Here is a 12807-nt window from a genome sequence, read left to right on the forward strand (position 1 = left end):
GTCGACCCCGATCCCTCCGCCGCCCGCTCCGTGGCGCCCGCTGACGTCCCCGCGCACGCCGAGGTTGTGGTCATCGGCGCTGGTCCCGCCGGTTCCGCCGCGGCCGCTTGGGCGGCGCGTGCCGGCCGCGAGGTTCTGCTCGCCGACTCCGCGACCTTCCCGAGGGACAAGACGTGCGGTGACGGACTCACCCCGCGCGCCGTCGCGGAACTCGAGCATCTCGGCCTCGGCGACTGGCTCGCCACCCGCGCCACCAACCGGGGGCTGCGACTGACCGGGTTCGGGCAGGAGCTGGAGCTCCCGTGGCCGGGCGGCTCCCTCCCGAGCACCGGCAGCGCTGTCCCGAGGGCCGAACTCGACGACCGGATCCGGCAGGTCGCCCTCGACGCGGGCGCGACCATGGTGCAGGGCGCCAAGGCCGTCGACGCCGACCGCGACGGAAACCGGGTGCGATCGGTGACCCTGCAGACCGTCGACGGGCCGCGTACGGTCCGGTGCGAGCACCTCGTCGTCGCCGACGGTGTGCGCTCCACGCTCGGTAAACGCCTCGGCCGCGAGTGGCATCGCGACACCGCGTACGGGGTGGCGGCGCGCGCCTACGTCTCGTCCGCCCGCAGCACCGACCCGTGGATCACCTCGCACCTGGAACTGCGTGACGGAGAGGGAACCTTGCAGGCCGGCTACGGCTGGGTGTTCCCGCTCGGCACCGGCGAGGTCAATCTAGGGGTCGGCACCCTGGCCACCGCGAAGCGGCCCGCGCCCGGAGCGCTGCGACCGCTGATCGAGCTGTACGCCGAGCAGCGCCGCGCCGAGTGGCGGCTCGACGGCCCCGTGCGCGCGGTGGCGTCGGCGCTGCTCCCGATGGGTGGTGCGGTGTCCGGGGTGGCGGGGACCAACTGGGCGATCATCGGCGATGCCGCGGCCTGCGTGAACCCGCTCAACGGCGAGGGCATCGACTACGGCCTGGAGACCGGATCGATGGTGGCCGAGGTGCTCGGCGCCGCCGACCTCACCGAGCTGTGGCCGTCGCTGCTGCGCGAGCGGTACGGGCAGGCGTTCTCGATCGCCCGTCGGCTCGCGGGCCTGCTCACCGTGCCGCGGGTGCTCCCGGCGTCGGGCCCGTTGGCGATGCGCTCGCGCGCCCTGATGACGATCGCGGTACGGGTGATGGGCAATCTCGTGACCGACGCGGACCGCGATCTGACCGCGCGGGCGTGGCGGGCGTCGGGGTCGTCCTCGCTGCGGTTCGACTCGCGGCCGCCGTTCAGCTGAGCTCCGGTTCCCCCCGGCGAACTCCCACCCGCCGAGCAGGACCTGCCGGTGCGGGATCACCGCACCGCGAACACGGGAAACCGCTCCCCCGACTCCGCCGTCCGGTACTCCACCCGCACGGACCGATCCGAGTGGTCCGGGAGCTCGCCCTCGATCCACGTGTAGATCCAGGGCCCCTCGTCGAGCTCGACGATCGCGAGCGTGCACGGCACCAGCGCGAGCGGGAGGTCCGCGGACGAACAGCCGACCACCGTCCACGACACGATGGTTCCGGTGCCCGCGGCCTGCACGCGCTCGAGCTCGTCGAGCCCGCAGGAGGTGCACGCCGTCGCCTCGGGAGCGAGGATCGTCGAGCACCGTTCGCAGCGCAGAATCATCAGCGCCCGCCGGGTGCGGCCGGGTCCGGCGGAGGACGGGTCGGAGATGACAACCTGATCGCACTGCGCTTGCTGCTCGAACATCGCTGAACCTCGAACTTCCGAGAACTGGTGAGTCGAGTCACAGTGTCCCTTTTGCCCGAGTTCGGCGGCGACGGTGGAACCACCCGGGTGGGTACCTGTTTTTGCCCGTCAGCGCGCTCGATCCTCGACCTGGGCCTGCTCCACGACCCACGCGGCGACCTGTGCGCGGGAGTTGAACCCCAGCTTGGCGAGGACATGCTCGACGTGGCCCTCCACGGTGCGCTGAGCGATCACCAGTTGCTCGGCGATCGCCTTGTTGGTCAGGCCCTGCGCGACCAGGTCGGCGACCTGTTGCTCACGCCGGGTCAGGCCCGGGGCGGCGCCGTTCTGCGGCACCCGCGCCTGCGCCTGCGGATGCTCGTCCAGCGCGTACGCGATGCCCTCGTCGAAACCCAGGTCCGCACCCTGCCCGAAGGCCGCGTCGAAGGCACGCTCGCCGAGCGCGGCGCGGACCAGCAGCTCGGTCTGCTCGTGGTAGGCCAGCAGCGCGGGCACGACAACGCCCTGGCTCCCCACGGACCGCCACAACGAGTGGGCGGCGCCGAGCAACACGGCGGCCCTCCTGGCGAGCCGGTCGCCCGCAGCGATCCAGGCGAGCGCCTCGACACAGATCGCGGAGCCGAGCAGATCGTCCACGACGCGACTGAGCCGGAGTCCCTGCTCGAGCAGTCCGGTCGCCCGCCGGGGATCGCTCTGCCACAACGCCAGTCCGAGAGTGCACAGGGCATACGCCCGGTACACGGACTCGCCGCGCGATTCGGTGATCGCGAGGGCCTCCTCCTGGCAGGCGACGGCCCGCTCCGCGTCGCCGAGCAGGCCGTGGGCCAAGGCGAGTCCGAGCAGGGTGGCGATCAGGAGCAGCGGGTTGCGCTGGGCACGGAACGCGTCGAGGACCTTTTCGAAGCTGTCGACGGCCAGGCGCAGGTCTCCGCTGCACACCGCGAGCTGCCCGACCCCGTGGGTGACGAGGGCGCGGACCGCATCGTCGTCGAGGGCCTCGGCAATCTCGCCCGCCTGCTCGATCAGCGCGGTCCCCGCCGGGATGTCACCCTGGTTGCCGGCCAGCACGCTGTCGGCGTACAGCGCCCGGACCCGCGCCGTGGTCGGCTCCCCGCCCTGCCGGTCGAGGGCGAGGTCGAGCCAGTGCCTGCCCTCCCCGAGCAGGCCCCGGGAAAGCCAGAACAGGTAGACGGAATTGGCGATCCGCAGGCCTGCCTCCGCCTCGCCAGGCTCGGTCGAGCAGAACTCCATCGCCTCGCGCAGGTTCGGCTGTTCCCGCCCCAACCGAGCGATCCACGCCGCCTGTCGCGGACCGATCCACCCGGCCTCCGCCGCCCGCGCGAGCCGCTCGTACCAATCGCGGTGCCGTCGTCGCATCGCGGCGTACTCGCCGGACTCCCTCAGCTTCTCGCGCCCGTACTCGCGCAGGGTCTCCAGCAGCCGATACCGCACCACGGCACCCGCTTCCTCGCGGATCAGGATCGACCTGTCGATCAGGGCTGCGACCACATCGAGCAGCTCGTCCGGGGTGAGGTCCCCGGCACAGATGCCCTCCGCCGCATCCAGCTCGAATCCGCCGGCGAACACCGACATCCGCGCCCACAACGTGCGCTCCCGCTCGCTACACAGCTCATGGCTCCAGTCGATGCACAGGCGCAGCGTCTGCTGGCGCGAGGGCGCGCCACGACTGCCCCCCGTCAACAGGCGGTACCGATCGTTCAACCGGTCGAGGATCTGTTCCGCGGACATCGCCCGCAGTCGCCCGGCGGCCAGCTCGATCGGCAGGGGCAACCCGTCCAGGCGCTGACAGATCCGGGCCACCGCGACCTGGTTGTCCTCGGTGAGCCCGAAACCGGGTACCGCGGCGCAGGCGCGTTCGGTGAACAGCGTCACGGCATCACCCCGGGACACCCCTCGCCCGGACGAGCGTCGGTCCAGGTCCGGGACCGACAGCGGCGGAACCCGCAGCGGCGCCTCACCGCCGATGCCCAATTGCTCACGGCTGGTCGCCAGGATGCGCAGCTCGGGGCAGCTCCTCAGCACCGTGTCGGCGAACGCGGCGGCCGCGTCGACGACGTGCTCGCAGTTGTCCAGCACCAGCAGCAGGTGTCGATCGGCGAGATACTCGGTCAGCGAGTCCAACGTGCGATTGGCCGACTGCTCCCGCAGCCCCAGCACGGCGGCGACCATCTCGGGCAGCAGCGCGTCCTCCTGCAGCTCGCCGAGCTCGACGAGCCACACCCCGTCCTCGAACACCCGCCTCGACTCCTCGGCGACCCGCAGCGCGAGCCGGGTCTTGCCGACCCCGCCGATCCCGGTCAACGTCACCAGGCGCGAAACAGACAGGAGCCGCCTCGCCTCGGTCACCTCGCGGCGACGGCCGACGAAGCTGGTCAGCTCGAGGGGCAGGTTCCCGACCTTGCCCCGGACAGCGGGCGCCATCGAACCGTCACTCTCAACTCGCGGTCCCCGCCTCTGACGCTACCCCCGGCGCAGGTCCCGGGGGTTCGGATCAGGCGACTCGCGCGGGTGCGGCGTGCTGACAGCCGTGGAACACCGGGTACCGCTCGTCCGATCCGAGGTGATGAAACCGCACCCGCACCGGGCGGCCGGGGTGAACCACGACCTCGCCCTCGATCCAGGTGCAGATCCAGGGTCCGTCATCGAGCGCGACGACGGCCAGCATGCCGGGCAGGGTTTCGTCGTCCACACCGGCCCGCAGGCGGTCGGTGACCTTCCACGTCACGATCGACCCCTCTCCGGTCGACGGCACCCGCGTCAGCTGGTCGCTCCCGCACGACGAGCAGGTCGTTGCGGAGGGAGTGAGCACCAGCGCGCAGCACTCGCAGCGCCGGATCATCAGCGCGCCCCCGGTCAGATCGGCCCACAGGTGGGTCCCGCCGGCGGACCTCACAGCGCCACCGGCTCGTCGGACTCAGCCGGTGCCTGCTCCGCGCCGAGGACGGTCGCCATCGCGGTGCCGAATCCGCGCGGGTCGTCGATCAACCAGCCGTGGCTGCCCGCCACGGTGACGACAGTGGGATCGCGAAGCGCGGCGCGCAGGGATTCGAAGCTGGCGCGTGGGATGAACGTGTCGTCGCCGCCCCAGAGCAGCGTCACCGGCAGGCCACGTTCGGCCAGCTCGTCGAGCTCTCCACGCAGATCCGCCGTCCGGGCGAGGTGCGAGAGCTGCCAGAAGGCGCGTGGATTGCGCAGCATGTTGCCCACGGCATCGACGGTGACCGCGAGCAGGCCCGTGACCGAGGGGCGAATGGTGAGGGCGTCGCCGGTGGCCGCGGCCCCCCAGTCCCACAACGGTCGTTCACCGATCGGGCGTACGCTTCCGCCGCCGGGGGACCATGCCGCCCCGCCCACGGAGTTGACCAGCACCAGTCGTGCGACGCGGGGGCCGAGGTCGTGCGCGGCCTGGATGGCGACCCCGCCTCCGAACGAGTGCCCGACGAGGGTCACCGGACCCGCGACCCCGATCGAGTCGAGGAAGCCGCCGAGCCAGCGGGCGTACCCGGACAGGGTCCGCTCGCTCGCCGGGAGCTCGTCCGTTCCGCCGAATCCGGGAAGGGCGGGCGCGTACACCCGCACTCCCTGGCCTGCCACCCTCAGCAGCGCCCGGTCGTACGCACGGGGAGTGAGCCCGAATCCGTGCAGGAACACGACCGGGGCGCCCGAACCGGCGACTGCGTACGACACAGCCCTGCCGTCGACGAGGGTGTTCTTCCAGCTGGTGTTCTTCGCCTGGCCGACGATGCGGGGGTGTCGGGTCGGGTGCTGGTGCATCGGGGGCCTCGGCTTCCACTGTCGCGGATATGACCCAGCACACGTTGCCCGCTGAACTCCCCATGCACGACGGCAGAAGTACCCGGGGGCATACCTGTTTCCTGTTTCCGGGTCATTCCCCGCGCTGCGTATCCAGCGCCCGCTCGACGAACCAGGCGGCGATCTGCGTTCGGGAGGTGAAGCCGAGCTTGGCCAGCACGTGCTCGACGTGCCCCTGGGCGGTGCGTGGCGAGATGACCAACTGGTCGGCGATCGCCTTGTTGGTCAGGCCCTGCGCGACCAGGTCGGCGACCTGCCGCTCGCGTCGGGTCAGGCTCATCGCGTCGACGACGGCCGGCTCGGCTTGGTCCGCCTCGGGCTCCTCCCGGAGGGCGAACGAGACCGCGCCCTCAAAGGTCAGCGCCCGGCCGCGGCGAAGCGCCGCCTCGTACCCCCGCTCACCGATCGCGCCGACGATCTGCAGCCGGCACTCGTCGCGATGGACGAGCAGGCTCGGAAACCGGACCGTGGGGCCGTCCACGATCTGCCACATCGCCATGGCCGCTCCCCGCAGCGTCGCGGCACGCTCGAACTCCTGCGCCGCCGCCGCGATCCACGCCAGCACGTCCAGGAACCACGCGGCGCTGAGCGGGTCGTCCACCGACCGGGTCAACCGCAGCCCCTCCTCGAACAGCGCGATCGCGTGCGCGGGGTCGCCCCGCTGCAACTCCGCCATGCCCGTGGCCCACAGCGAGTAGGTCCGGAAGACCGCTTCACCGCAGGGCTCGGTGATGGCGAGCACCTCCGCGTGCCACGCGACCGCCCGTTTCACGTCACCGAGCAATGCCGTGGCCAACCCGAGACCCACCAGATCCTCGACGATCTGCAAGCGCATGCCCTCCGAGCGGAAGACCTCGAGACCCGCCGTCAAACACTCGACCGCCCGACCGAAGTCACCGGCTGCGAGTGCCAGCAGTCCCTCGACGTGGGTGATGAAGGCGTCCGACACCGCATCGTGGCGCTCCAGCTCCAGCTCGCGCCCCTCCTTCAGGCGGGCCATCCCGCCCTGGACGTCGCCCTGCATCGAGGCGAGCGCACTGTAGGCGTACAGCGCCTTGGCGCGCTCCGCCGTCTCGGCCGCGCTGGGGCACGCCAAGGCACGATCGAGCCAGCGGCGGCCCTCGCTGAGCCGACCGCGGGAGAGCCAGAACGGATACAACGCGGTGGCCATCCGCAGTCCGGCGGCGGCGTCCTCCCCGTCCCCGGCGATGCTGAATGTCAGCGCGTCGCGCAGGTTCGACTGCTCACGTTCGAGCCGGGCGATCCACTCCACCTGTTGGGGGCTGATCCACTCGTCCTCGGCCCGCAGTGCCAGCCGCTCGTACCAGTCCCGGTGCCGCCGGACGAAGGCCAGATGCTCGCCGGACTCCCGTAGCTTCTCCTGGCCGTAGTCGCGGATCGTCTCCAGCAGCCGGTACCGCACGACAGCGCCCGGCTCATCACGGATCAGGATCGACTTGTCGACCAGGGAGGCCACGCCATCCAACAGTTCGTCCTCGACGAAGCCCTCGCCGCAGATGCCCTCGGCGGCGTCGAGCTCGAAGCTGCCCGCGAAAACCGCCAGCCGGCGCCACAGCTTCTGTTCCTGCTCCGAGCACAGCTCGTGACTCCAGTCGACGCACGCACGCAACGACTGCTGTCGGGTCGGTGCCGAACGGCTGCCCTTGTTCAACAACCGATAGCGGTCGGTCAGCCGGTGCAGGATCTGCGCCGCGGACATCGCCCGCAGCCGGGCCGCCGCCAATTCGATCGGCAACGGCAGGCCGTCCAGCTGGCGGCAGATCCCGACGACGTCGCCCTGGTTCTCCTCGGTGAGTCGGAACTCGGGAAGGGCGGCTGTGGCCCGCTCGACGAACAACGTGACCGCCTCGTACTGGGGAAGTCCCTCCAACGGTGCTGCCCGCAGCGGATCCGGGACCGTCAACGGCGGCACGCGCAGGACCGCCTCCCCGCCGATGCCCAGGGGCTCGCGGCTCGTTGCGAGTATCCGAAGCTCGGGGCACCGACGCAGCAACGCCTCACACAGCACCGCGACCGCCTCGACCAGGTGCTCGCAGTTGTCCATGACCAGCAGCAGTCGACGCGTGGAGAGGTACTCGACGAGCATGTCCAGCGGTGGGCGGGCGGCGCGGACCCGCAATCCGACGGCGATTGCCACGGCATCCTTCAGCGACTCCGGATCGTGCACCTCTGCGAGTTCGACGAGCCGGACGCCGTCGCCGAAGGCCCTTCGGGAATCCTCGGCCACCCGCAGCGCGAGCCGGGTCTTGCCGACCCCGCCGATCCCGGTCAGCGTCACCAGGCGCGAGACCGAGAGGAGCCGTCTCGCCTCGACCAATTCGCGGCGACGGCCGACGAAGCTGGTCAGCTCCAGGGGAAGATTCCCGACCTTGCCCCGTGCGGCGATCGCCATCTAACCGTCACTCTCATCTCGCGGTCCCACGGATCTCAAGGTACCCCGACGACGGATCCGATCGAACGCGGATCAGCCCCTACCCGGCGGACTGTGCGGCGGAGCGACCGAAGACCGGATAGCGCTCGCCCGACACCCGGTGGTGGAACTGCACACGTATCTGCTGATCGCGCTCCAGCGCGATCTCACCCTCGAGCCAGGTGCAGATCCACGGGCCCTCGTCGAGTTCGACAACCGCGAGTACGGACGGAAGCGGCTCGGTGTCCGTGCTGTCCGACGGGGCACGATCGAGCACCGTCCAGGTCTTGACCGAACCGAGTCCGGACGACGGCACCCTGGACAGTTCGTCACCCCCACACGAGGTGCACATCGAATCGGGGGCGAGCAGGATCTCGCAGCGGGCGCAGCGCCGGATCATCAGTGACGGGGAGTTCTGCATCGGAATACCTCGACTACACGGTGGCGGATGAGTCGAACGACACGTTGCCCGCCACGACACCCGCACCACGACGGGGGAACGACCTGGGTGCATACCTGTTTCCGGCGGATCAGGGCCGCCGTTGCTCGGCGAACCAGGCGGCGATCTGGGTGCGCGAGGTGAAGGCGAGCTTGGCCAGCACGTGCTCGACGTGGCCCTGGGCGGTCCGCGGAGAGATGACCAACTGCTCGGCGATCTCCCTGTTCGTCAGGCCCTGCGCCACCAGGTCGGCGACCTGCATCTCACGTCGGGTCAGACTCACCGTCTCCGCGGCGGGCGGCGGCTCGTCGGGGCGCCGCTCACCGAGCGCGTAGCCGATCGCGTCATGGAATCCCATGCTCCCGCCGCGGAGCAGCGCCTCCTCGAAGTCCCGGTCACCGAGGGCCTCGCGCGCCCGGTGCTCGCACTCCGTGTGGTGGGTGAGCAGATTGGGCAGGGTGATGGTCGCGCTCCCCACCGACCTCGCCAACGCCTCGGCCGCCCCCATCAGGACGGCGGCACGCTCCGGCTCGTTCTCGACCGCGGCGATCCACGCCCTCGCCTCCAGGCACCAGGTGGCGATGATCGGGTCGTCGACCCGCCGGATCAGCCGCAGGGCCTGCGCCATGAGCGCGCCCGCGCGTTCCGCGTCGCCCTGGTGCAACGCCGCGAGGCCGAGCCCCCAGAGCGAGTACGACCGATAGTAGGACTCACCGCGGGATCCGGTGATGGCGAGCACCTGCTCGTGACAGGCGACGGCCCTGGCCTCGTTGCCGAGCAGGCCGCTGGCGACCGCGAGCCCGAGGAGGCCACCGATCGGCCGCAGGATCTCGCCCGTCGGCCGGCTCGTCTCCAGTGCTGCCAGGAACGACCGCTCGGCCCCGGCGAGGTCGCCACTGAACAGTGCCAGGAAGCCGGCAGCGTAGCCGGCCGCCGCGAGCACCACGGGCCGGCCCAACTCCCCGGCCAGGGCACTGCACTCGTCCACCGCGGCGGCGCAGGCCTCGAGTTCGCCCTGCATGCCCGCCATCACGCTGTCGCCGAACAGCGCGAACACCCGGTCCGCCGTCCGTCGCCCGCTCGAACGCGACAGCACCCGGTCCAGCCAGCGACGTCCCTCCCCGATCAGGCCGCGGCAGTTCCAGAACAGGTACAGGGAGTTGGCCATGCGCAGGCAGACATCGGCCTCGGCGTCACCCGGCGCGGCCAGGCTGAACTGCAGCGCATCGCGCAGATTCGGCTGTTCCCGCTCCAGCCGGGCGATCCATGCCGCCTGGTCGGGTCCGACCCACTGGAGCTCGGCCGCGTGAACCAGCTGCGCATACCAGGCGCGGTGCCGGCGACGGACGCCATCGTGAGCCCCGGACTCGGTGAGCTTCTCCTTCCCGTAGTCGCGGAGGGTCTCCAGCAGCCGATACCGCACCACGGTGCCCGGCTCCTCGCGGATCAAGATCGACTTGTCGACGAGCGACGACAGGACGTCCCGCAGCTCGTCCGGCGACAGGTCCCCGGCACAGATCCCCTCCGCGGCATCGAACTCGAACCCTCCGGCGAACACCGACAGCCGGGCCCACAGCTCCTGTTCCCGGACCGAGCACAGGTCATGGCTCCACTCGATGCTGGACCGCAACGTCTGCTGGCGGCTCGGCGCGACGCGGCTGCCCAGGGTCAGCAGGCGCAGGCGGTCCGTCAGCCGCTGCAGAACCTGCTCGGCGGACATCGCACGCAGCCGCACGGCGGCCAACTCGATCGGCAGCGGCAGGCCGTCCAGCCGATGACAGATAGCGGCGATCGTGGCTCGGTTGTCCTCGGTGAGGGCGAACCCGGGTACCGCCGCCGCGGCCCGTTCGGTGAACAGCGCAACCGAGTCGTAGCGCGGAAGGCCCTGAAGCGTCGGCGTCCTGTCGCTGTCGGGGACCGACAGGGGCGGGACCCGCAGCACCGCCTCGCCGGCGACGCCGAGCGCCTCGCGGCTCGCGGCGAGGACCCGCAGCTCGGGGCAGGCCTTCAGGAGTGTCTCCGCCAGCGTCGCAACGGCATCGATCAGGTGCTCGCAGTTGTCGAGCACCAGGAGCAGTCGCCTCGCGGCGAGGTGCTCCACGAGCACGTCCTCCGCGGAACGAGCGGGCTGGTCCCGCAGTCCGAGGGCCGCGCTCACCGTGTCCGCCACCAGCGTCGGGTCGGGTAGCTCGCCCAACTCGACGAGCCACACCCCATCGTCGAAACCCCGACGGGAATCCTCCGCCACCCGCAGCGCGAGCCGGGTCTTGCCGACGCCGCCCATTCCGGTCAGCGTCACGAGACGGGAGACGGACAGCAGCCGCCTCGCCTCGGTCACCTCGTGACGACGGCCGACGAAACTGGTCAGCTCGAGGGGCAGATTCCCCACTTTGGCCCGGACGGTGGGCGGCATCGAAACGTCACTCTCATCACACGGTCCCCTGTGTGATTCACGGTACCCGCGGGGCGCGCCGACCCACGGGAGGCTGCCGGCGGGCGGCTACCGCTCCGCGCGGTGCAACGCGACGACACCGCCGGTGAGGTTGCGCCACTTCACGTTCTTCCAGCCGGCCGCCTCGATCTTGAGCGCCAACTCCTCCTGCGCGGGCCAGGCCCGGATCGACTCCGCGAGATAGACGTAGGCGTCGGGATTGCTGCTCACCGCGCGCGCCACCACCGGGAGCGCCTTCATCAGGTACTCCATGTAGACAGTGCGGAAGGGCCCGAACGTCGGCGTGGAGAACTCGCTGACCACCAGGCGCCCGCCGGGCTTGGTCACGCGGGCGATCTCCCGAAGGCCCGCCTCGAAATCGGAGACGTTGCGCAGCCCGAACGAGATCGTGGCCGCGTCGAAGACCGCGTCGGCGTAGGGCAGGGCCATCGCGTCGCCCGCCACCATCGGGACCCGCCGCCCCGCGCCCGCGTGCAGCATGCCCTTGGAGAAATCGGTGGCCACCACCCAGGCACCGGACCTGCCCAGCTCGACCGTCGAGACACCGGTGCCCGCCGCCAGGTCGAGGACCCGCTCCCCCGGCTTCAGCGCGAGCGCCGCACGGGTCGCCTTCCGCCACTGCCGATCCTGTCCGAACGAGATGATCGTATTGGTCAGGTCGTAGCGCTTGGCGACGCCGTCGAACATGGACGCGACCTCGTGCGGGGCCTTTTCGAGCGAGGCCCGCGACCCGTGTGTTGTTGCCACGGCGTCGACGTTACCCGCGCCCACCCTCAGGCCGATCGGGTGACCCGCGCGGGGCCCGTGCCCAGCACGTCGGCGTAGTGCCCGAGCAGCTCGCCGCACACCGACGGCCAGGTGCGGTGCAACACCGACCGTCGCGCCGACGCGCCGAACCGGGATCGGGTGACCCGGTCCCGCAGCGCGATCACGGCGCCGGGCAGCAGCTCCTCGAAGCGTTCGACCGGCAGCAGGTAGCCGTTGCTGCAGTGCGCGACGAGATCGCGGGGCCCGCCTGCGTCGGGGCCGATCACCGGGACCCCGCTGGCCAACGCCTCCTGTACCGCCTGGCAGAAGGTCTCGTGCTCGCCCGGGTGCACGAACAGGTCGAGGCTCGCGTACGCGCGGGCCAGCTCGTCTCCCCCGAGCTGGCCGGTGAACACCGCCGACGGCATCAGCCGCTGCAACCGCGCCCGTTCCGGTCCGTCACCGACGATCACCAGTTGCAGACCGGGATCGGCGGCCAGCACCGCCAGTCGCTCGACGTGCTTCTCCGGGGCCAGCCGTCCGACGAACCCGACCACCAGGCGGTCGGGGTCGCACCAGCTCGCCCGCAGCTCCGCGCTGCGCCGGGACGGCGCGAACCGCGTGGTGTCCACACCGCGGGCCCATCGGAACACCCTCGGCACACCCCGCGATTCGAGGGCCGCGGCGGCCGCCGTGGACGGGGCGAGGGTGCGGGCGGCACCCCGGTGTAGGCGGCGGGTCCACCACCAGGCGGCCCTGCTGGTCAGGCCCAGCCCGTAGCTCTGGGCGAAGCCTGCGACGTCGGTCTGGTACACCGCGACGGCGGGCACATCCAGCCGGTTCGCCGCGGCCAGACCACCGGCGCCGAGGAGGAACGGCGACGCCAGGTGCACCACGTCCGGGTCGAAGGAACGCAGGGCCGAGGTGATCCCGGGCTGCGGGACACCCACCGGGAGCGAGCTGATCCTCGGGATCATCACGGCCGGCACCCGGTGCACCGGGAACCCGTCGTGCGAGGTGGGTGCGGCCGGCCGGCCGGCGACGGTGTCGGGGGCCACGAGCAGCGCCTGGTGGCCGTGGCGGCTGAGGTGCTCGAGCACCCGGATCACCGAGTGGGTGACCCCGTTCATGTTCGGCAGGAACGACTCCGCGACGATGGCTACACGCACCG

10 protein-coding genes are annotated in these 12807 nt (G+C 71.4%); 1 reads left to right on the plus strand and 9 read right to left on the minus strand.

All coding sequences use genetic code 11. The annotated features are described in order from the left end of the window. Window positions 1–30 precede the first annotated feature (30 nt). Window positions 31–1272: a geranylgeranyl reductase family protein gene (locus ACFQS9_RS14940; RefSeq protein ID WP_378406521.1), complete on the plus strand. Its 1242-nt coding sequence runs from the start codon at window positions 31–33 to the stop codon at window positions 1270–1272. 56 nt (window positions 1273–1328) lie between these two features. On the opposite strand, the gene ACFQS9_RS14945 is transcribed toward ACFQS9_RS14940, so the two are convergent. From ACFQS9_RS14945 to ACFQS9_RS14985, 9 genes are all read right to left on the minus strand, one after another. Then, window positions 1329–1733 (minus strand): Zn-ribbon domain-containing OB-fold protein, encoded by a 405-nt coding sequence (locus ACFQS9_RS14945; RefSeq protein ID WP_378405950.1) that lies wholly within the window; start codon window positions 1731–1733, stop codon window positions 1329–1331. Window positions 1734–1841: 108 nt separating this feature from the next. Then, a complete protein-coding gene (locus ACFQS9_RS14950) occupies window positions 1842–4175 on the minus strand; it encodes an ATP-binding protein (protein ID WP_378405952.1) in 2334 nt (777 codons plus the stop codon). A 70-nt stretch (window positions 4176–4245) separates the two neighbouring features. After that, complete coding sequence (locus tag ACFQS9_RS14955) at window positions 4246–4647, minus strand: Zn-ribbon domain-containing OB-fold protein (RefSeq protein WP_378405954.1); 402 nt, start codon at window positions 4645–4647, stop codon at window positions 4246–4248. Continuing rightward, window positions 4644–5528 (minus strand): alpha/beta fold hydrolase, encoded by an 885-nt coding sequence (locus ACFQS9_RS14960; RefSeq protein ID WP_378405956.1) that lies wholly within the window; start codon window positions 5526–5528, stop codon window positions 4644–4646. Before ACFQS9_RS14960 ends, ACFQS9_RS14955 begins: the two co-directional genes overlap by 4 nt. Window positions 5529–5640: 112 nt before the next feature. Beyond that, window positions 5641–7980 (minus strand): ATP-binding protein, encoded by a 2340-nt coding sequence (locus ACFQS9_RS14965; protein ID WP_378405958.1) that lies wholly within the window; start codon window positions 7978–7980, stop codon window positions 5641–5643. A 79-nt stretch (window positions 7981–8059) separates the two neighbouring features. Continuing rightward, entirely contained in the window at window positions 8060–8419 is a 360-nt protein-coding gene (locus ACFQS9_RS14970; protein WP_378405960.1) for a Zn-ribbon domain-containing OB-fold protein, read from the minus strand. A 109-nt stretch (window positions 8420–8528) separates the two neighbouring features. Continuing rightward, the gene (locus tag ACFQS9_RS14975) at window positions 8529–10850 is read right to left on the minus strand and encodes an ATP-binding protein (RefSeq protein ID WP_378405962.1); all 2322 of its coding nucleotides are present in this window, start codon (window positions 10848–10850) and stop codon (window positions 8529–8531) included. 87 nt (window positions 10851–10937) lie between these two features. Continuing rightward, window positions 10938–11636: a demethylmenaquinone methyltransferase gene (locus ACFQS9_RS14980; RefSeq protein WP_378405964.1), complete on the minus strand. Its 699-nt coding sequence runs from the start codon at window positions 11634–11636 to the stop codon at window positions 10938–10940. 26 nt (window positions 11637–11662) lie between these two features. Continuing rightward, a complete protein-coding gene (locus ACFQS9_RS14985; protein ID WP_378405966.1) occupies window positions 11663–12805 on the minus strand; it encodes a glycosyltransferase family 4 protein in 1143 nt (380 codons plus the stop codon). Window positions 12806–12807 lie beyond the last annotated feature (2 nt).

Origin of the sequence: Rhodococcus daqingensis, from assembly GCF_042665615.1 — a bacterium.
Classification (GTDB): Bacteria; Actinomycetota; Actinomycetes; order Mycobacteriales; family Mycobacteriaceae; genus Rhodococcus_G; species Rhodococcus_G daqingensis.

Excerpts from the sequence above, each read along its gene's own strand:
- ACFQS9_RS14945 (WP_378405950.1), bottom strand. The coding sequence starts at position 1,733 with ATGTTCGAGCAGCAAGCGCAGTGCGATCAGGTTGTCATCTCCGACCCG.
- ACFQS9_RS14950 (WP_378405952.1), bottom strand. The coding sequence starts at position 4,175 with ATGGCGCCCGCTGTCCGGGGCAAGGTCGGGAACCTGCCCCTCGAGCTG.
- ACFQS9_RS14960 (WP_378405956.1), bottom strand. The coding sequence starts at position 5,528 with ATGCACCAGCACCCGACCCGACACCCCCGCATCGTCGGCCAGGCGAAG.
- ACFQS9_RS14965 (WP_378405958.1), bottom strand. The coding sequence starts at position 7,980 with ATGGCGATCGCCGCACGGGGCAAGGTCGGGAATCTTCCCCTGGAGCTG.
- ACFQS9_RS14970 (WP_378405960.1), bottom strand. The coding sequence starts at position 8,419 with ATGCAGAACTCCCCGTCACTGATGATCCGGCGCTGCGCCCGCTGCGAG.
- ACFQS9_RS14975 (WP_378405962.1), bottom strand. The coding sequence starts at position 10,850 with ATGCCGCCCACCGTCCGGGCCAAAGTGGGGAATCTGCCCCTCGAGCTG.